Here is a 19,342-nt window from a genome sequence, read left to right as displayed (position 1 = left end):
GCTCCGGGCACCCACAGGGTGTCCGGAGCAGCTCGGGTCTGGGCTAGAAATCCTTTCTCAGGGTGAGTCCCCAGGTGGCAGGTTCCTTGTAGTAGGCAATGAAGCGACCGGTCTGTCCCGGCGTGTCGGTGATGGTGTCGGTGGATTCCTCATCGGTGACATTGCGTCCCCAGAGGGTCAGCTGGGTGTTATGGCGCTCAAAAACAATTCCCGCCCGCAGGTTGAGCAGGTTGAAGGCGTCATCGTACTTGACCGGGTCGTTGTTCACATCGGTCATGCGCTCATCGGTGTAGACATATTCACCGTATACAAAGCCGCTGATCCCGTCAGTGAGCTGGAAGTCCTGGTTGGCGGTGAGCACCAGGACGTTTTCCGGATTGCCTGAAATATCGCCACCGCTGCGATCACAGCTGCCGTCCTCCAGCTGTCCCGGGTCCGGCTGGTCAGTATGCCAGGGGGTGCCGGTCCAGCAGGGGCCGCCCTCGAAATCGGCGTATTCGCCGTGATTGTAGGCGTAGGCAAGGGTAAGGGTGGTGCTGTCGGTAGGCAGCCAGAACAGATCCACTTCCGCTCCATAGGTTTCAGCCGTGCCGGCGTTGGTCAGGGCGAAACCACCACCCTGGAAAGAGACGGTCTGCAGGTCCTCGGTGTCGGTCAAATGCAGGGCCACGTTCAGGCGCATCGCCTGGTCGGGGAATTCAGCCTTGAGGCCGACTTCGTAGGATTCGGAGTTTTCGGCGTCGAAAGCCACGTCAAACTGTTGTTCGATGCGATCGGCGTTGATGCCGCCGGACTTGTAGCCAGTACCGTAGGAAGCGTAGAACATGGTCAGGTCATTCAGGAACCAGCTCAGCTTGAGCGTGCCGGTGACGCGATCATCGTCGAACTTCTCCTCCACGTCGGGCTGGGGAGACAGGGGCGGGAACAGGTAAAAGCCCCAGTTGGGCAGCAGGGGATTGAAGACGTCCGGTGCCTCCTGGGTGAACGTGGTGCCCAGGTCCTTGTCTTCATAGGTCCAGCGCAGACCGGCGGTTAACACCAGACTCTCGCTCAGGTTGTAGTCGACCTGGCCGAAGGCGGCGTAACTGGTGTGATCCTGCGTATTGGTATCCCTTGAGCCTGTACCTTCAATAAAGGCATTCGGCGGCAAGCCGACGATGCTGCCCAGCGCACCGCCCACGGTCGTCTGACGGTCGTTGTCCAGTGACTGTTCGTAGTAATACAGGCCCGCCACGTAATTGAGCGTTTCCGTGCTGTCACTTATCCGCAATTCCTGGGTGAACTGGTCCTGGCTGGCATCGTTGATGCGAAATGCACCGCCCAGGTCATTGAATACGATGTCGGCATCGTCATAGGAATCGTGCTGACGGTAGCCGGTGATGCTGGTAAACAGGAAGGTATCGGTGGCCCAGTCAAGCTGTACCGATATACCGCCGTCCTCGTTTTCTGACCGTGGCGGACGCGCCACGCTCACCGCGTAGTCGTAAAAATCCCGCTGGTCCACCACCGTGCCGCCAGCGGCCACCGTGTTACCGTCGGTCCCTGCCTTGGGCGCAGAGTCGGGAGGCAGGTCCTGGGCGAAAAAGTTGTTTTTCCAGGACCCGGCTGCGCAGCAGAGCTCCTCGACTTCTGAATAGTCGGCGATAACCTTCACCGTCAACTGGTCATTGGGCTCGTATAGTGCGGAAAGTCGCACGCCCCAGCGATCCCGGTCATTAATGATGTCATCCTTACCGCCGACGATATCCACATAGCCGTCGCGCTCCATGTAGAAGCCGGTAGCACGCATGGCCAGGGTGTCATCGATCAGGGTGAATGACTTGGCGCCGTTAATGTCGATCAGGTTGTAGTTACCAGCGGTTCCCTGGAGAAACCCGGAGCCTTCGAAATCAGGGGAGGCCGTGGTCATGGTGATGGCGCCGGCGGGTGTGTTTCTGCCAAACAGCGTGCCCTGGGGCCCTCGCAGCACTTCCACACTGGCGATATCCACCATGTTGTTGATCATCGAACCCTGGCGAGCGCGATAAACACCGTCGACGTACAGTCCCACTGAGGGCTCCAGTCCGAAATTCTGGGAACTGGTAAAGATGCCGCGAATGGAGAAGCTGGTGGTGGTCGAAGTCTGGCTTTGGGAAACGATCAGGCTCGGGGCGTTGTTTTGCAGGTCAAACATATCCTTGACCCCTGTTTGTTCCAGTGCCGCGGCGTCGAATGCTGAGACAGCGACCGGCACATCCTGCAGGTTCTGTTCCCGTTTCTGCGCCGTAACCAGGACTTCCTCTAGCACGCCCTGGGCGAACAGGGCAGGCGAAGCAGGGCCGAAGATCGAGACAATTGCAGCGGCAAGGGCTTGTTGGCGACTGAAACTTTTCATGTTGTGTGTTCCTTATTATTGGTTTCTGGTTGGTGGCCAGGCAGGGGCAGGTGACTGCCACAGTGCCGGCAGTAGTGTGCGGCCGCGTCCGTCTCCACCTGGGCACAGGTGGTGCAGTTGCGTGAGGAGCGAATCAGGCGTTCTTTGTTCAGTTGTTGTGACAGGGTCAGTTCAGCGGTCACGATGCCGGTTGGCACGGCGATCACGGCGTAGCCGATCAGCATGCCGGCTGAGGCCAGGGCCTGCCCCAGTGGTGTCATCGGTGTCACGTCACCGTAACCGACCGTGGTAATGGTCACGATCGCCCAGTAGATACTGTGGGGGATGCTGCTGAAACCATGTTCCGGGCCCTCGATGACATAGATCAGGCAGCCGAAGATGGTGGCGAGGATGATCATCAACGAGAAGAAAACGAATATCTTACGGGCGGAGTTGTGCAGCGCCCGGGCGAGGCCGTTGGCTTCGTCCAGCAGCGTCAACAGGCGCAGGACCCTGAAGATGCGCAGGATACGCAGTAACCGGATAATCAACAGGGGAGCGGCCTGGGGTACCAGCAGGGAAATATAGGTCGGCATCAGGGCAAGCAGATCGACAACACCGTAAATACTCGTTGCGTAGCCTTTACGATTGGGGGCACACCACAGTCGCACCAGGTACTCCACTGTGAACAGCAGAGTGAATCCCCATTCGATCTGCAGGAACAGCCGCGCGTAACTGGTGTGGTAGCGGGGGATGGAATCGAGCATCACCACCAGGACACTGGCCAGGATCACCAGGATCAGGCAGATGTCGAACCACTTACCGGCCGGCGTCTCGGTGCCGAATATGACGCGGTAAAACCGGAGTTGCAGCGGGGTTTGTTCTCTAATAGACATGCCCGGCGTTGTTATTCCTGTCGCTATCTGGCTACAGCCACTATATTAGTTCGAACAGTTATGTACAACGGCAGGAAGGGACCAGTTTGTGAATCTCAGAATATTCCAGGTAGACGCATTTACCCGGAAAACCTTTGGCGGCAATCCGGCTGCGGTGATGCCCTTGAAAGCATGGCTCGAGGACGCACTGTTGCAGGCCATCGCCCTGGAAAACAATCTGTCGGAAACGGCATTCTTGGTGCCGCGGGAGGAAGACTTCGAGCTTCGCTGGTTTACTCCTGAGGTAGAGGTGGATCTGTGTGGCCACGCGACGCTGGCCTCAGCACATGTGTTGTACCAGCACCTGGGTTATACAGCGGGGCAGATTCGCTTCCACACCCGCGCCGGCGAACTTCGGGTAAGCCGCGCAGTGGAGGGCTACACGCTGGATTTCCCGGGCTACCGACTGGATCCGGGCGTGGTGGATATCGCCGTGAGTGACGCCCTTGGACTCACCGCCTCGGAGGTAGTGAATGTCCACGGCGCGGCCAAACAGCTGCATGTGTTTGAGTTTGAGGAGGACGTCAGTACCCTGGAGCCGGACTTTGCAGCGCTGAAGACAACGACCGACAAGTGCATTATCGCCACCGCACCGGGCAACGGCTGCGACTTTGTATCTCGTTTCTTTGGTCCGCAGGTGGGTATCAATGAAGACCCGGTTACCGGGTCCGCGCACTGTGCTCTGGTGCCCTACTGGGCGGAACGCCTGGGGCAGAACGCACTGTCTGCGAGGCAGATATCTGCCCGCGGCGGTGAACTCGAGTGCCGCTATGGAGACGGGCGGGTCAGTATGACCGGGCAGGCGGTCACGTTCATGCAGGGTGAGGTCTTCCTGCCGGACTAAAGCGCTGCCACGACCTCCACCATGGCCGCGGTAAGCCCGGCCAGGTCCTGTTCGTTGATAATGTACGGCGGCATGGTGTAGACCAGTTTGCCGAAGGGGCGTATCCAGACACCGCGCTCGACAAACATGGGCTGGATGCTTGCCATGTTCACCGGCTCCCGGAGTTCAATGACACCGATCGCTCCGAGGGTCCGCACATCGCTGACGCCGGGAAGTTTGCGCGCCGGGCTGAGGCCCTGTTCCAGTTGCAGGTTCAGCCGCTGCACGGTGCGCGTCCAGGGCTGTGACAACAGCAGCTCGATACTGGCGATTGCCGTCGCGCAGGCCAGCGGGTTAGCCATAAATGTGGGGCCGTGCATGAAAGCGCCGGCTTCACTGGAGTTGATCACCTCGGCAATGTGATCGCTGCAGAGCGTTGCCGCCAGCGTCATGTAACCCCCGGTGAGTGCCTTGCCAAGGCACAGGATATCCGGTGTCACCTCTGCGTGCTCGAGGGCAAACAGTTTGCCGGTGCGGCCAAAGCCGGTGGCAATTTCATCGAAAATCAGCAAGACATCGAAGGCGTCACAGAGGGCGCGCAATTTGCGCAGGTAGTCAGGAGAATAGAATCGCATCCCGCCGGCGCCCTGGACGACCGGCTCCACGATGACCGCTGCGATTTCCTGGTGGTGCAGGCTCAGCAGATCTGCCATTTCCGCCATGTCGCTTTCCGGGCAGTTGCCGTCAAAGGGGCATTTTGGTGCTGTCACGAAATGCTGTTTGCTGAGTACATCGCCAAACAGGTGATGCATACCGGTCACCGGGTCGCAGACGGACATGGCGCCAAAGGTGTCGCCGTGATAACCGCTGCGCAGGGCGACAATTTTCTGCTTGTCAGCCTTGCCGCTGGCCTGCCAGAACTGGATGGCCATTTTCAGGGCAACCTCCACCGAAACCGAGCCGGAGTCACTGAAAAAAACCCGCGACAGGGGTTCCGGCGTCAACTTGACCAACAGCCTGGCGAGTTTTACCGCCGCCGGATGGGTCAGCCCCCCGAACATAACGTGTGACATTTTCCCCAACTGTTCCTCGACGGCACGGTTCAGCAGCGGGTGATTGTAGCCGTGGATGGCGCACCACCAGGAGGCCATGCCATCGATCAGCTGGCGACCGTCTGCCAGGGTAAGGCGGACGCCCTCGGCGCTGACAACGGGATAGATCTCGCTGTCAGGGGGGGAGGCGGCATAGGGGTGCCATACATGATCTCGGTCCTGATGCTGAAGCTCTTGGAAGAGCGTGTTGCCGCCGGTCATTGCAGTGCCTTTTCAATAGAGGGAAACAGGTTGTCGAGCAGGGTTTGCTGGGCCTCCGCCGTGGGATGGATTCCGTCACCCTGCATTAACTCCGGCTCGGTGGCGATATTCTCCAGTATGAACGGGGCGAGAATGCTGTCGGTTTCTTCCGCGACCAGGCCGAAGCTGTCATAAAAGCTGGTCGCGTAACGACTGCCGTAGTTGGGGGGAATGCGGATGGCGGCGATAATTACCTTTGCACCGGCTTCCTGGCTGCGCAGCGCCAACTGCCTGAGGTTGTTGCGGAAGCGATTGATGGGAAAACCGCGCAAGCCGTCGTTACCACCAAGTTCTATGAGCACGACAGAGGGCTGGTGCTGTTGCAGAAGCCTGTCGAGCCGACGCAGGGCGCCATCGGTGGTCTCTCCCGAAATGCTGGCATTGACCACGCTGTAGCCCGGGTGCGATTCGGCCATTCGTCCGGCCAGCAACGCCACCCACCCCTGTTCCAGCGACATGCCCAAGGCAGCACTGATACTATCGCCCACGACGAGCAGCGTGTTTGCCCGCGCCGGGACGGGATTGGCCAGGATCAACAAGAGCAATCCAAGCGGTGCGAACGCGCGTATCAGGCGGTAGAGGGAACGATGCATGATTAAAGCCGAAAATCTCCAGAAGCGGGTGCCCATGGGTGGGAGCGAGCTGGAGATACTGAAAGGGATTACGCTGGAAATCAAGTCGGGGGAAACGGTTGCTATCGTTGGCGCCTCTGGTTCGGGTAAGTCGACCCTGCTGGGGCTGCTGGCAGGGCTCGATGAAGCCAGTGGCGGTCGGGTGCTTATCGGCGACACCGACCTGGCCGAACTGGACGAGGATGGCAGGGCGCTGTTCCGCGGCCGGGAAATCGGCTTCGTATTCCAGTCGTTCCAGTTGTTGCCGGCCCTCACTGCCCTGGAGAACGTGATGCTGCCGCTGGAACTGATGGGGCAGGACAACCCCCGGCAGGAAGCGGAGCAATACCTGCAGCGAGTGGAACTCACCGAGCGCATGCAGCACTACCCGCGGCAGATGTCCGGCGGAGAACAGCAGCGGGTGGCTATCGCCAGGGCCTTTGCCGCCCGTCCCACCATCTTGTTCGCAGACGAACCCACGGGCAACCTGGATACCCGCACCGGCGCCCATATTATCGACTTGCTGTTTGGCCTCAATCGGGAGGAAGGGACCACCCTGGTGTTGGTCACCCACGATCTGAAACTGGCGGAGCGCTGCCAGCGCCGGCTGGTACTGGAAGCCGGTGAGCTGGTTGAGGACTGAGCCGTGTCGATAACTGCAACCCGGATGCTGGCCCGTGACTGGCGTGGCGGAGAACTGGGCATACTGGTGATGGCACTGGTGCTGGCGGTAGGTGTGGTGTCGGGAATCAGCGCGTTCACGACCCGGCTGCAAAGCGCGCTGGAGCAGGAAAGCCATCGCTTCCTCGCCGCCGATCTGGTCGTTCGCAGTAGCCGAGAGATGGCCGTGGACTGGTTACTCGAGGGACAGGCTGTCGGTCTCGACACGGCTACCACTCTCGCTTTCCCGTCCATGGTCTACGCCGCGGAAGACAGTATGCAGCTGGTTTCGGTGAAGGCGGTGTCGCAATCCTATCCGCTGCGGGGTGAACTCAGCTTCAGCAGTGAGCCGTTCGGTGAGGCCCGCAAGGTGCTGTCCGGCCCGGGCCCCGGCGAGGTCTGGCTGGACTCCCGTTTGTTCCCGCTGCTGGACGTATCGGTTGGCAGTACCGTGGCCATCGGTGATGCCCGCTTCCGGGTGGCCGGGGCAGTGCGGGCGGAACCGGACCAGGCCGCGGGTATGTACGGCTATGGTCCCCGCCTGCTGATGAACTACGAGGATATCGACGCCACCGGGGTGGTGCAGCCGGGCAGTCGGGTGGAGTTCCGCCAGCTTTACGCCGGCGAGGACGCCGCGCTGCAGCGTCACCGGGCACTGCTTGAGTCACAGTTGCAGCCGGGCCAGCGCCTGCTCGACATAAACCAGGGGCAGCCAGGTATCGGCAAGGCGCTGGAGCGTGCCGAAAGTTTTCTGCTGCTGGCGGGCAGTCTCGGGGTCGTTCTCGCCGGAGTGGCGATCGCGCTTGCGGCAGGGCGCTTCAGCGAGCGGCACAATGACTACGTGGCGATCATGAAAAGCCTCGGCGCCACCTCCGCGAGCATCAATCTGCTGTATGGGCGCAGCCTGCTGCTGCTCGGTGCCCTGGCCACGGCAGCAGGCTGTTTGCTGGGATGGGGCATCCAGGCGCTGTTTTTCAGCGTCTTCGCCGAGCAGTTACCGGTACAGCCCGGCCCTGGGGGGCCGCGGCCCTACCTGATCGGCAGTGCCACGGCGCTGACCTGCCTGATGTGTTTTGCCTGGCCGCCCCTGCGGCGGCTCAGTTCGGCCAGCCCCCTGCGGGTGTTGCGCCGGGATATGCCCCTGGAGACCCGTCGCTCCATCCGTGACTACCTGTTGGGGTTGCTGGCGGTGAGCGCGTTGATGCTGTGGTACTCCGGCGACTGGACCCTGACCGGGGCCGTGTTGGCCGGTCTGGCCATTACCGTGGGGCTGGGCATGCTGCTGGCGCTGACCCTGCTCAAGGGCGGACGTATGGTGGGGATGAGCGCCGGCAGTATCTGGCGACTGGCTCTGGCGGGGCTGCAGCGCAGGGGCGCTGCCAACGCGCTGCAAGTGGTGATTTTCGCGATGGCTATCATGCTGCTGCTGGTTCTGGTGCTGGTGCGGACTTCACTGATCGACGAATGGCAGACCCAGTTACCGGAGGATGCCCCCAACCACTTCGTTATCAACATCGGCCCTGAAGAACTGCAGTCGGTAGAGCAGATGCTGCGAGAGGAGGGCGTGGCCAGTGAGGCACTGTACCCGATGATTCGGGGCCGCATCATGGCTGTCAATGAACAGCCGCTGCCCACCCGGGAAGCCGGGGAGGATGGGCCGCGGCAGAGGGAGTCGAATTTTACCTGGTCAACCACCCTGCCAGCGGGCAACAAACTGGTGGCCGGGGAATGGTGGCCGGCCGACACCACCGAGGCCCTGGTGTCGGTGGAACGGGAGTTCGCCGAACGCATGGAATTACAGATAGGCGACAAGGTGTCTTTCCTGGTGGGTGCCCAGCCGCTGGCGGCTACCGTGTCCAGTATCAGGGAACTGGACTGGCAGTCCATGAGACCGAATTTCTTCCTGGTGTTCCCGCCCCACGTGCTCGCTGACTACCCGGCGACCTTCATGACCAGCTTTCACCTGGCGGCACAGAACAAGGTTTTCCTCAACCGCTTTATTCGCAGCTTTCCCACGATCACTGTGATCGAAATGGACCTCGTGATCGACCAGATTCGCAATATTGTCAACCAGGTGTCGGCGGCGGTGGAGCTGGTATTGGCGATAATCCTGGCGACCGGGGCCCTGGTGCTGGTGGCCGGTGTGCAAGCCAGCGTTGATGCCCGCATGCACGAGAGTTCGATCCTGCGGGCTCTGGGTGCCCGGCGGCAACTGATACTCGGCGGACTGCTGATAGAGTTCGCCACCCTGGGGTTGTTTGCCGGATTGTTGGCGACGGTAGCGGCGGAGCTTTCGGTCGCCATCCTGCAACTGTTCGCACTGGATATGAGTTACAGCCCGTCGCCCTGGCTTTGGCCACTGGGACTGTTGAGTGGTACCGTGCTGATCGCCGGGCTGGGGGTATTCAGTTGTCGGCGGGTGGTCTCCAGCCCGCCGGTGGCCCTGTTGCGGGAAATCTAGCCGGCCTCGTCCTGTGCCGAGGCCTGTCGACCGCTGTCGGTGCTGATCCCGGCGATAAATGTTTTCACCCCGAGCTCCACCTGCGACTTGAGATCAATGTGGCGCACAAACAGTTCCGGGGCATCAACCCGTAGCGTCGCCAGGCCATAGATGCCGGACCACCCCGCGTTGGTGAGGTAGGTGGTATTTTCCCGGTCGGTATACAGCCCCTGGTCAATGCCACGTTGCAGTATCTGCTGGACCAGGTTCAGGGTCTCCCGGCTGGCCTCGCGTAATTCAGGGTAGCGGGCCGCAGGCTGCACCGCTGGTCCGAACATCAGTTTGAACATGGCCGGGTTGTTGGCCGCGTAGTCCACGTAAGCGTGGGCAAACGCCAACAACTGGTCTGTCGGGCATTCACCGGCGCTCTCCCCGGCGAGCTTCAGCGCCTGGTAAAGCTCCCGGTAGCCCCGGGTCGCCATCGCTGCGAGCAATTCGCCCTTGTCGGCAAAGTGGCGATAGGGCGCGGTCTGGGATACGCCGATGGCCCGGGCAAGGGCTCGCAGGCTCAGGTCATCGGCTCCGGTCTCACGCAGTTCCTCGATGGCAGTGTCGAGCAGCTCTGCGCGCAGATTGCCGTGGTGATAGGTTTTCTGTGGGCTGTTGTCTGTCATGGTTCGGCATTACAGCAGGATTCCGCGTCCGGGTCCAACTGAGGGACGTGGCATAAAAAAAGCGCCGCAGTTATCCCGAGGCGCTTTCTGTCGCGTGGGCTCGCTTACGGCAGCAGGTGCTGTACCGCGTCGCGCTCTTCCACCAGTTCCTGCTCGGTGGCCGTCATCTTGGCCTGGCTGAAGTCGCCAACTTCGACGCCCTGGACAATGCTCCAGTCGCCGTTTTCGCAGCGGCAGGGGAAGGAGTAGATCAGGCCTTCGGTGATGCCGTAGGAACCGTCTGAGTAAACGCCCATGGAAACCCAGTCGTCACCCTCGGTGCCCAGCGCCCAGGAACGCATGTGGTCGATCGCGGCGTTGGCAGCAGAAGCAGCAGAGGATGCACCGCGCGCCTTGATGATGGCGGCGCCGCGCTGCTGAACCACGGGGATGAATTCACTTTCGTACCACTCCTGGTCTACCAGGTTGATGGCAGTTTCGCCGGCGACCCTGGTGTTGAACAGGTCGGGATACTGGGTGGCGGAGTGGTTGCCCCAGATGGTCATGTTGCTGACATCGTTGACCGTCTTGCCGGTCTTCTGGGCGATCTGGGTCATGGCGCGGTTGTGGTCCAGGCGCGTCATGGCAGTGAAGTTGCGTGGGTCAATGTCCGGTGCGTTGCGCTGGGTGATCAGCGCATTGGTGTTGGCGGGGTTGCCGACAACCAGCACCTTGATGTCACGGCTGGCATTATCGTTGATCGCCTTGCCCTGTACCGAAAAGATCGCCGCGTTGGCTTCCAGCAGGTCCTTGCGCTCCATGCCGGGGCCACGGGGGCGGGCGCCAACCAGCAGTGCGTAGTCGGTATCCTTGAAGCCCACATTGGGGTCATCGGTGCAAATAATATCGCTCAGCAGCGGGAAGGCACAGTCTTCGAGTTCCATCTTGACGCCCTGCAGTGCTTCCATTGCGGGAGTGATATCCAGCAGTTGCAGAATAACGGGCTGGTCGTCTCCCAGCATGGAGCCGGAGGCGATACGGAAAAGCAGTGCGTAGCCAATCTGGCCCGCGGCGCCGGTCACGGTCACGCGTACAGGTGTTTTCATCGGGGTGGTGTCCTCGCAGATGATTGGATGGAGTCTTCAGGGGCGCGTATTTTGGTTGTATTGCGGGCAAATTACAAGATGCCTTCGACTATGGTCGGGATGGGTTTGGCGAATGGGCTGACTGTTATTCTCGGGCGGCTCGGCCCTCGGGGCGGATATACCCCCAGAAAACCGCCAACAAGCGCCGTCCATGGCAGGCTTGGGCTGCGGCCATACCCGATAAGGCGGGGCAGGCTCTCCATGGCCTTCGCACATTTTCTTGCGGCACAGTCCAGCCGCGGTCCTGGATTCGCTCTTGGGGGTAGAGCGATCATTCGCGCAACTGCCGTGATCCCCGCAGTAGCGGATCCCCGCCTTCGCGGGAATGACGGTAGTTTGGGGGGGAATGACGGTTGTAGCACGGAATGACGATGGTTGTGGCGGAATTGGCTGAGGAAGCGGTGGACGCACAGGGGTGCGTGCGAGTAAAATGCGCGCCAAATCAAGCACTAACGGCCAATATTGTGCGCGAGTTATCACGCAAGGAAAAAACCGAGTTCAACAAGTTGCAGAAGCGGCTGCGACGCAACGTGGGCAACGCCATCGTCGATTACAACATGATCGAGGAGGGCGACAAGGTCATGGTGTGCCTGTCCGGCGGCAAGGATTCCTACGGCATGCTGGATATCCTTATCAACCTGCAGCACTCCGCACCGGTCAATTTTGAGCTGGTGGCGGTGAACCTGGACCAGAAGCAACCGGGTTTTCCCGAGCATGTATTGCCGGAGTACCTCGACGGCATGGATGTGCCTTATTACATCCTCGAGAAGGATACCTACAGCATCGTCAAGGAAGTGGTGCCCGAGGGCAAAACGACCTGTGGGCTGTGCTCGCGCCTGCGCCGGGGCAGCCTGTACGGCTTTGCCCAGGAGATCGGTGCCAGCAAAATCGCGCTGGGGCATCACCGGGACGACATTGTCGAGACCCTGTTTCTCAACATGTTCTTCAATGGCAGCCTCAAGGCCATGCCGCCCAAGCTGCTGTCCGACGACAAGAAGAACGTGGTGATCCGGCCGCTGGCCTACTGCAAGGAAAAGGATCTTGCGGCCTACGCCGACTACAAGGCGTTCCCGATTATTCCCTGCAACCTGTGCGGTTCTCAGGACAACCTGCAGCGGGTACAGGTGAAAAAGATGCTGGCCCAGTGGGAGCGTGAGTACCCTGGCCGCACCGAGACCATTTTCCGCAGCATTCGCAATGTGGCCCCGTCGCAGCTGGCGGACACCGAGCTGTTCGATTTCTCCAGCCTGCGGGCGGAGCAGATCGACACCGACCTCCACATTCCCGTGGTCAACGTGGTGAACCTCTGACCGACAGTTCCCAGAGCATGCCCTTACTGGCGGCCGATAACCTGTCGCTGGAGCGGGGAGGTCGTCAGTTGTTCCGGGACCTTTCGTTCAAGGTGTTTCCCGGCCAGCTGGTCCAAATAGAAGGTGCCAACGGCGCGGGGAAAACCAGCCTCATCCGCATCCTCGCCGGGCTTTCCCGTTACGGCTACGAGGGCCGGGTGTCGCGCAGCGGCGCCATGCTGTACCTCGGCCACCACAGTGCGGTCAAAGCCCTGTTGACCCCCCGTGAAAACCTGGCCTGGCATGTATCCGGCGAGGCTGACTTCAGCGACCGGGACATTGAGCACGCACTGGCGCGGGTCGGGCTCTACGGTTACGAGGACGTACCCAGTCATGCCCTGTCCGCCGGGCAGCACCGGCGGGTAAACCTGGCGCGTCTCTACCTGTCACAATCCCCGCTGTGGATACTGGACGAACCCTATACAGCCATTGACGTGACCGGGGTCGGGGAACTGGAGACCCTGTTCGCCCAGCACGCCAGAGCCGGTGGGGCTGTGTTGCTGACTTCGCATCAGGCGATGGCGGTCGATTACCCGGTGTCGCGGCTGGACCTGACGGCGGGAATCGCCTCGTGAACGCGCCTTCGACACCGCAGTTCTGCCTGCGCCTGCTGCGGCGGCAACTGGTTCTGGCCATACGGCGCCCGATTGAAATCGGCAACCCGCTGCTGTTTTTCGCCATGGTTGTGGCGCTTTTTCCCCTGGGGCTGGGCCCGGCACCGGACAAGCTGGCCGACTTTGCCCCCGGAATTCTGTGGATTATTGCCCTGTTATCCAACCTGTTGACCTCCGACAGTGTGTTTCGCAGTGACTATGATGACGGCAGCCTCGAGCAACTCTTACTCTCGCCCCAGCCGCTATACCTCTCGGTGCTGTCTTATATCGGCGCCCACTGGCTGGTGACCGGATTGCTGCTGGCGCTGGTGTCACCGCTGTTTGCAGTCATGCTGAACCTGCCGGCAGCGGGCATTGCCGCGCTGTTTGCCAGTCTGCTGCTGGGCACAGCAGTACTGAGCCTGGTGGGCGGCATCGGGGCGGCACTTACCGTCGGCCTCAAGCGGGGCGGCATGCTGATTTCCCTGTTAATCCTGCCGCTTTACATGCCGGTGCTGATTTTCGGCAGTGCCGCCGTCAAGGCGGCGGTCATCGGGGCTCCGGCAGCGCCTTACCTGGCCATACTCGGCGCCATGCTGTCCCTGGCCATCGCCCTGGCGCCTGTTGCTGCCGCCGCCGGCCTCAGGATCAGTGTCGATGCCTGACCGCTTATTGATTTGTGTCAGGCGAGAGTGGGACAACTTCTTGTTCGCCACCCTTGCGCCTGTATAATTGCCGCCGCTATGTGGTCCTTCTTTCATAAACTCGGTTCTCCTCCCTGGCTGTACGGGATCGCCGGAACCATTCTCCGCTACCTGCTACCAGTGACGCTGCTGGCGCTGGTGGCCGGCATGGTGTGGGGTGTCCTGTTCACCGCACCGGATTTCCGCCAGGGTAATAGCTACCGCATCATTTATATTCATGTGCCGGCCGCCGTTGTGGCCCTTGCCGGTTATTACGTGATGGCCATAGCCGGGGCAGTCAGCCTGATCTGGAAGATGAAAATGGCCGATATCGCCATGAAATCCTGCGCGCCGATCGGTGCCGCGCTGACTTTTGTCGCCCTCGTCACCGGGGCTATCTGGGGCAAACCCACCTGGGGCACCTGGTGGGTGTGGGACGCCCGTATCACCTCCATGCTGATTCTGCTGTTCCTCTACCTGGGTGTCGTGGCGCTTTACGAGGCCTATGATAACAAGGAGGCTGCGGGCAAGGCCTGTGCCGTGCTCAGCCTGGTGGGTACGGTTAATATCCCCATTATTTATAAGTCGGTAGACTGGTGGTACAGCCTGCACCAGCCGGCGTCGATCAAGTTTACCGGCGAATCCAGCATCGACCCGAGCATGCTCTACCCGCTGCTGCTGATGATCACCGCCTTTTACCTGCTGTTTACCTGCGCCCTGTTGATGAATATGCGGGCTGAGATTCTTCAGCGAGAACGCCGCACCAAGTGGGTGCGCAAGCTGGTAGAGGAGTCCGCCTGATGTACTTTGACAGCCTGCAGGCTGTGCTATATATGGACGGCCACGGGCCCTATGTGTGGGCCGCCTATATCATCACTGTCGCAGTGATCCTGCTCATCCTGTGGGCTCCGGTAGGCAGAAAAACACGCTTCATACAGCAGTTGCAGGGGGAACTTCGCAGGGCTGCGGGTGCTCCAAACAACAAAGGGGATTCAAATGCATCCGGTTCGTAAGCAGCGGCTCTATCTGGTTCTGTTCATTGTGGTTTTCTCCAGCGCCGCCATTGGCCTGGTGACCTACGCCCTGCGGGGCAACATCAACCTGTTCTTCCCGCCCGCGGAAGTGGCTGCCGGCAAAGCGCCTGTGGGGCAGCCCATCCGGGTGGGTGGCATGGTTGTCGACGGCAGTGTCCAGCGCTCCAGCGACAGCCTCGCGGTTCGCTTCGAGATCACCGATTTTGAGGCCACGGTGCCGGTAATTTACGAAGGCATTCTGCCGGATCTGTTCGATGAAGGGCAGGGAGCGGTGGCCTCGGGCGAACTGAGCGAGGACGGTGTGCTCCAGGCCACGGAAGTCCTGGCCAAGCACGACGAGAATTATATGCCGCCGGAAGTGGCCGATGCCCTGGAGAAATCGGGCTACGACCATAAAGGTGTAAAACAGTGATCCCCGAGATCGGGCACTTTGCCCTGATCCTCGGTCTGGCGCTGGCCCTGGTATTGACGGTTGTGCCGGCGTGGGGCGCCTGGCAACGCAATGTATCGGCCATGTCGCTGGCACCGGGGCTGGCCATGGGCATGCTGGCCATGGTGTTTATCAGCTTTGTGTGCCTGTGCATCGCTTTCCTGCAGGACGATTTCTCGGTCACCGTGGTGGCCAGTAACAGCAATTCCCTGTTGCCTCCCATCTACAAATTTTCCGCAGTCTGGGGCAACCACGAGGGCTCACTGCTGCTGTGGGGGCTGATCCTGTGTCTGTGGACGGCCGCAGTCGCCCTGTTCAGTTCCCAGTTGCCGCTGTTGGTGTTGTCCCGGGTGTTGTCGGTCATGGGGGCGATAGCGGTCGGTTTCCTCTCCTTCTCGCTGCTGACATCCAATCCTTTCGCCCGCCTGCTGCCCAGCGTCCCGGCGGACGGCAACGATCTCAATCCCCTGCTCCAGGACCCGGGGCTCATTATTCACCCGCCGCTTCTTTACATGGGCTATGTCGGCTTTTCAGTGGCCTTCGCTTTTGCCATCGCCGCCCTGCTCGGGGGCAGGCTGGACGCCTCCTGGGCTCGCTGGTCGCGGCCCTGGACCAACGTGGCCTGGGCATTCCTTACCCTGGGAATCATGCTGGGCAGCTGGTGGGCCTACTATGAACTGGGCTGGGGCGGCTGGTGGTTCTGGGATCCGGTGGAAAATGCCTCTTTCATGCCCTGGCTCGCCGGCACCGCGCTGCTGCATTCACTGGCGGTGACCGAAAAACGGGGGCTATTCAAGAGTTGGACAGTACTGCTGGCGATCTTTGCATTCTCCCTCAGCCTGCTGGGCACCTTCATGGTCCGTTCCGGCGTGCTGACCTCAGTCCACGCCTTCGCCACTGACCCGGCGAGGGGACTGTTCATTCTGGTCTTCCTGGCGATCGTGGTCGGCGGGTCGCTCACCCTCTACGCGTTGCGGGCGCCGGCAGTGAGCAGCCGGGTCAGCTTTTCCTGGCTGTCGCGGGAGTCATTACTGCTGCTCAACAATGTGGTGTTCCTGGTAGCGACGCTCACGGTGTTGTTCGGCACGCTGTTCCCCTTGATCATGGATGCCCTCGGGCAGGGCAAGTACTCGGTGGGTCCCCCGTATTTCAACGCGGTCTTTGTGCCCCTGATGGCGCTGATGGCGCCCTTTATGGGTATCGCCCCCATTTCGCGCTGGAAGCGCGACAGTGGCCAGCGCTGGAAGGCCGAACTGCTGGTGCCCGGCATCGCGGCCCTGGCCTGTGCAGTCACACTGCCCCTGTTCGGGGAACAGTACAATCTCTGGGTCGCCCTGGCTGTCCTGCTGGCGGCCTGGGTGGTGTTCGGTATGGCCCGGGATTTCTGGTTCCGGGTCAGCGGCCGCAGCGGCGCAGGCGGCAGCCTGAAGCGGTTGACGCCCAGTTACTGGGGCATGGTGCTGGGGCACCTCGGCTTTGCCGCCTGTGTGGTGGGCGTCGTGGCGACCAGTCAGTACAGCATCGAGCACGACCTGAAAATGAGCCCCGGGGAGAGCGAAACACTGGCGGGCTACGAATTCCGCTTTGTCGAAGTTGCCCCGGTTCGCGGCCCCAACTTTGTCGCCGATGAGGCGCGTTTCGAGGTCTATCGTGAGGGTCGCAACATCGCCAAGCTGGCCCCGCAGAAACGCCGCTACCTGGCCGGTGGTTCGGTGATGACCGAAGCCGCTATCGACCCCGGCCTGTTTCGCGACCTGTATATTGCCATGGGCGAGCCCATTGGCGAGCAGGGTGCCTGGGCGGTACGCCTGCACTACAAGCCCATGGTGCGCTGGATGTGGCTGGGGGCGATATTTATGGGGCTGGGCGGGTTTATTACGGTGATGGACAAGCGCTATCGCAGCCAGCCACGCCGTGCTGCCGTACCGGCAAAAGGGGCCCAGTATGCCCGCTAGGCTGAAGCTGTTCCTGCCGTTGATCCTGTTCGTCGTGCTGGCGCTGTTTCTCATGCGCGGCCTGTCGCTGGACCCGAAAGAGCTGCCCTCGGCACTGATAGACAAACCCTTCCCGGTGTTCACGCTTCCCGCCCTGGGTCGTGACGAGCTACTGGACAAGGAAGCGGTAACCGGTGAGGTCGCGCTGTTCAATGTGTGGGCGACCTGGTGCGTATCCTGCCGGGTAGAACACCCGTACCTCACCCAACTGGCAGGGCAGGGCGTGGCCATTTACGGCATCAACTACAAGGACGAGGACACCGCAGCACTCGGCTGGTTGCGGGAACTGGGCGACCCCTACATCGCCAGCATCGCCGACCGCGAAGGCACGCTCGGGCTGGACCTGGGGGTTTACGGCGCTCCGGAAACCTACCTGGTCGATGCCGATGGTCTGGTGCGTTATCGCCACGTGGGCGTGGTCGACCAGCGAGTCTGGGGTACCATCCTGCAACCGCTTTACCAGCAACTACAGCAGGAAAAGGAAAGCCAATGAGTCGCCTACTGCCCCTCCTGTTACTGCTGGCGATGCCCGCACTGGCAGTGATCGAAACTTACCAGTTCAGCGATCCGGCACTCGAGAGGCGCTACCAGGCACTCAGTGAAGAGCTGCGTTGCCCCAAGTGCCAGAACCAGAACATTGCCGATTCAAACGCACCCATTTCCCAGGACCTCCGGCGGCTGTTGTATGAGCAGTTGGAAGCGGGCGCCACAGACGATGAAATTCGTCAGTACATGGTGGACCGCTATGGCGAATTTGTCCGCTACCGGCCTCGATTCTCCGGCGCGACTGCCATGCTCTGGCTGGCGCCGCTGCTTCTGCTGGCAGTCGGTCTTGTCATTGTGGTGATGACCCTGCGCGGCCGCGGGAAACCGACCGAGGCAGCTGACCTGAGCGAAGATGAGCAACGGCGCCTGCGGGCGCTCATGGAAAAGGCAGACCAAGACCAGTGACCCTACTCATCATCGCCTGTATCGCCCTGCTGCTGTTCAGTGCCCTGTTTTACCTGAAACCACTGTCGCGTCACGATGGCGTCAGCGAGCAGGACCTCGCAGAAGCCAACCTGGCGTGGTATCGCCAGCGACAGCTGGAGCTTGACCGAGAGGGTGATGAAGCACTGGCCGAAGACGCCCGCCTGCGCCTGCTGGAAGATGAACAGGGTAGTCCGGCAGCGACCGACGCCCCGACCACCGTCAGCCGCAGCGGGTTTCCGGCCTGGATCCTGCTGCCGGTCATCGCCCTGTTCGCCGTCGTGCTTTACTATCGCCTCGGTGCAGCCCCGGATGTCATGATCGCCCGCCAGCTGCAGTCCCTGAACGACGACAGCACACCCGACGAGATGCAGGCGCTGATGCTGGCCATCGAAGAGCGCGCGCGGCAGCGCCCGGATAACCTGCACTATGTGGCCATGCTGGGTCGCTATTACATGGGCCTGCAGGACTATTCCCGGGCTGCGGATGCCTATGACGAATTGACCAGTGTCGCCCCGGAAGATGCCGCGGCCCTGGCCTACGCCGCCCAGGCCCGCTATCTGGCGGCAGGCCGGCAACTGGATGACAGCGCCAGGATGCGGGCAGAACAGGCCCTGGCCATTGATCCGCACCAGCGCACGGCCCTGGGCTTGCTGGGAATGGCCTCCTATGAGCAGGGCCAGTACCGGGCAGCGATCGAGTACTGGCAGCGCCTGGTGGCGATGGAACCGCCGGGCTCGGAGACCCGGCAGATGATTTCCGGGATCATCGCCACCGCCCGGGAAAAGCTGGGGGAGGGGGCTGCGACAGCGTCGGCGGTGAGCGCCCCTGCTGCAGAACCGGCGGCCACCGGCGCCGGTGTTACCGTATCGGTATCGCTGCCTGAAGGGGGTACCGTGGCACCGGGTGATACGGTTTTTGTACTGGCCCGCAATGCCGACAGCGGCAGCCGGATGCCGATAGCCGTGCAGCGTCTGCGCGGCGCCGATCTGCCGGTCACCCTGCGACTGGACGACAGTCAGTCCATGGCGGGCCAAAAGCTCTCCGAGACGCCTGCGGTGGTCGTGATCGTACAGGTCTCCCCGAGCGGCCAGCCGGGGGCAGCCAACAGCAGCTGGCTCGGTGAGGCGGGACCGCTGGTTCCGGGCGAGTCAGTTGAGCCGGTAGAAATTGTCCTCAGTCCCACCGCCGAGAGCTAGCGAAGGCTAAATTTCCCGCTTTTTTGGTTCAGGCCGTAGTGTTGCCCGATCAAAGTCTATACACTATATCTTGTGTTTCCGGGTTGGGGTGATTTCAGGTTAAAATCCGGTTATTCCTA

Annotated in this window: 19 protein-coding genes; 13 read left to right on the top strand and 6 right to left on the bottom strand. The window is 61.3% G+C overall.

The genetic code is table 11. The annotated features are described in order from the left end of the window. Positions 1 to 43: 43 nt before the first annotated feature. Positions 44 to 2,374 (bottom strand): TonB-dependent receptor, encoded by a 2,331-nt coding sequence (locus E2F43_RS10495; protein WP_133212360.1) that lies wholly within the window; start codon positions 2,372 to 2,374, stop codon positions 44 to 46. Then, positions 2,371 to 3,249: an ion transporter gene (locus tag E2F43_RS10490; protein ID WP_165954268.1), complete on the bottom strand. Its 879-nt coding sequence runs from the start codon at positions 3,247 to 3,249 to the stop codon at positions 2,371 to 2,373. The genes E2F43_RS10495 and E2F43_RS10490 overlap by 4 nt, the downstream gene beginning before the upstream one ends. An 88-nt stretch (positions 3,250 to 3,337) precedes the next feature. Between E2F43_RS10490 and E2F43_RS10485 the strand changes: the two genes are divergently transcribed. Continuing rightward, on the top strand, positions 3,338 to 4,132 hold the full coding sequence (locus tag E2F43_RS10485) for a PhzF family phenazine biosynthesis protein (RefSeq protein WP_133212356.1): 795 nt from the start codon (positions 3,338 to 3,340) through the stop codon (positions 4,130 to 4,132). On the opposite strand, the gene bioA is transcribed toward E2F43_RS10485, so the two are convergent. After that, on the bottom strand, positions 4,129 to 5,424 hold the full coding sequence (bioA, locus tag E2F43_RS10480; RefSeq protein ID WP_133212354.1) for an adenosylmethionine--8-amino-7-oxononanoate transaminase: 1,296 nt from the start codon (positions 5,422 to 5,424) through the stop codon (positions 4,129 to 4,131). The genes E2F43_RS10485 and bioA overlap by 4 nt on opposite strands. Continuing rightward, a complete protein-coding gene (locus E2F43_RS10475; protein WP_133212352.1) occupies positions 5,421 to 6,056 on the bottom strand; it encodes an arylesterase in 636 nt (211 codons plus the stop codon). The genes bioA and E2F43_RS10475 overlap by 4 nt, the downstream gene beginning before the upstream one ends. Between E2F43_RS10475 and E2F43_RS10470 the strand changes: the two genes are divergently transcribed. Both E2F43_RS10470 and E2F43_RS10465 read left to right on the top strand, forming a co-directional pair. Further along, positions 6,055 to 6,717: an ABC transporter ATP-binding protein gene (locus tag E2F43_RS10470; RefSeq protein ID WP_133212350.1), complete on the top strand. Its 663-nt coding sequence runs from the start codon at positions 6,055 to 6,057 to the stop codon at positions 6,715 to 6,717. The genes E2F43_RS10475 and E2F43_RS10470 overlap by 2 nt on opposite strands. Positions 6,718 to 6,720: 3 nt before the next feature. Then, positions 6,721 to 9,195: an ABC transporter permease gene (locus E2F43_RS10465; protein WP_238946847.1), complete on the top strand. Its 2,475-nt coding sequence runs from the start codon at positions 6,721 to 6,723 to the stop codon at positions 9,193 to 9,195. Here E2F43_RS10465 and E2F43_RS10460 read toward each other — a convergent pair. After that, positions 9,192 to 9,848, bottom strand: coding sequence for a TetR/AcrR family transcriptional regulator (locus E2F43_RS10460; RefSeq protein WP_133212348.1), 657 nt, complete (start codon positions 9,846 to 9,848; stop codon positions 9,192 to 9,194). The genes E2F43_RS10465 and E2F43_RS10460 overlap by 4 nt on opposite strands. Positions 9,849 to 9,952: 104 nt before the next feature. Then, positions 9,953 to 10,933, bottom strand: coding sequence for a malate dehydrogenase (locus tag E2F43_RS10455; RefSeq protein WP_133212346.1), 981 nt, complete (start codon positions 10,931 to 10,933; stop codon positions 9,953 to 9,955). 503 nt (positions 10,934 to 11,436) lie between these two features. Between E2F43_RS10455 and ttcA the strand changes: the two genes are divergently transcribed. The 10 genes from ttcA to ccmI all read left to right on the top strand — a co-directional run bounded on the left by ttcA (position 11,437) and on the right by ccmI (position 19,223). Beyond that, on the top strand, positions 11,437 to 12,282 hold the full coding sequence (ttcA, locus tag E2F43_RS10450) for a tRNA 2-thiocytidine(32) synthetase TtcA (RefSeq protein ID WP_133212344.1): 846 nt from the start codon (positions 11,437 to 11,439) through the stop codon (positions 12,280 to 12,282). A gap of 17 nt (positions 12,283 to 12,299) precedes the next feature. Beyond that, positions 12,300 to 12,896, top strand: a complete 597-nt coding sequence (ccmA, locus tag E2F43_RS10445) for a cytochrome c biogenesis heme-transporting ATPase CcmA (protein ID WP_133212342.1) — start codon at positions 12,300 to 12,302, stop codon at positions 12,894 to 12,896. After that, positions 12,893 to 13,579, top strand: a complete 687-nt coding sequence (gene ccmB / locus E2F43_RS10440; protein ID WP_133212340.1) for a heme exporter protein CcmB — start codon at positions 12,893 to 12,895, stop codon at positions 13,577 to 13,579. The genes ccmA and ccmB overlap by 4 nt, the downstream gene beginning before the upstream one ends. A gap of 78 nt (positions 13,580 to 13,657) precedes the next feature. Beyond that, positions 13,658 to 14,398, top strand: a complete 741-nt coding sequence (locus tag E2F43_RS10435) for a heme ABC transporter permease (RefSeq protein ID WP_133212338.1) — start codon at positions 13,658 to 13,660, stop codon at positions 14,396 to 14,398. Next, entirely contained in the window at positions 14,398 to 14,610 is a 213-nt protein-coding gene (ccmD, locus tag E2F43_RS10430) for a heme exporter protein CcmD (protein WP_133212336.1), read from the top strand. Before E2F43_RS10435 ends, ccmD begins: the two co-directional genes overlap by 1 nt. Then, the gene (gene ccmE, locus E2F43_RS10425; protein WP_133212334.1) at positions 14,594 to 15,043 is read left to right on the top strand and encodes a cytochrome c maturation protein CcmE; all 450 of its coding nucleotides are present in this window, start codon (positions 14,594 to 14,596) and stop codon (positions 15,041 to 15,043) included. Before ccmD ends, ccmE begins: the two co-directional genes overlap by 17 nt. Continuing rightward, on the top strand, positions 15,040 to 17,016 hold the full coding sequence (locus tag E2F43_RS10420; RefSeq protein WP_133212332.1) for a heme lyase CcmF/NrfE family subunit: 1,977 nt from the start codon (positions 15,040 to 15,042) through the stop codon (positions 17,014 to 17,016). Before ccmE ends, E2F43_RS10420 begins: the two co-directional genes overlap by 4 nt. Continuing rightward, entirely contained in the window at positions 17,006 to 17,548 is a 543-nt protein-coding gene (locus tag E2F43_RS10415) for a DsbE family thiol:disulfide interchange protein (protein WP_133212330.1), read from the top strand. The genes E2F43_RS10420 and E2F43_RS10415 overlap by 11 nt, the downstream gene beginning before the upstream one ends. Continuing rightward, positions 17,545 to 18,006 (top strand): cytochrome c-type biogenesis protein, encoded by a 462-nt coding sequence (locus E2F43_RS10410; protein WP_133212328.1) that lies wholly within the window; start codon positions 17,545 to 17,547, stop codon positions 18,004 to 18,006. Before E2F43_RS10415 ends, E2F43_RS10410 begins: the two co-directional genes overlap by 4 nt. Then, complete coding sequence (gene ccmI, locus E2F43_RS10405; protein ID WP_133212326.1) at positions 18,003 to 19,223, top strand: c-type cytochrome biogenesis protein CcmI; 1,221 nt, start codon at positions 18,003 to 18,005, stop codon at positions 19,221 to 19,223. Before E2F43_RS10410 ends, ccmI begins: the two co-directional genes overlap by 4 nt. Positions 19,224 to 19,342 lie beyond the last annotated feature (119 nt).

This window comes from Seongchinamella unica (assembly GCF_004354085.1).
Classification (GTDB): domain Bacteria; phylum Pseudomonadota; class Gammaproteobacteria; order Pseudomonadales; family Halieaceae; genus Halioglobus; species Halioglobus unicus.
The sequence above is the reverse complement of the archived record's forward strand: the minus strand, read 5'-3'. Positions and strand labels throughout refer to the sequence as shown.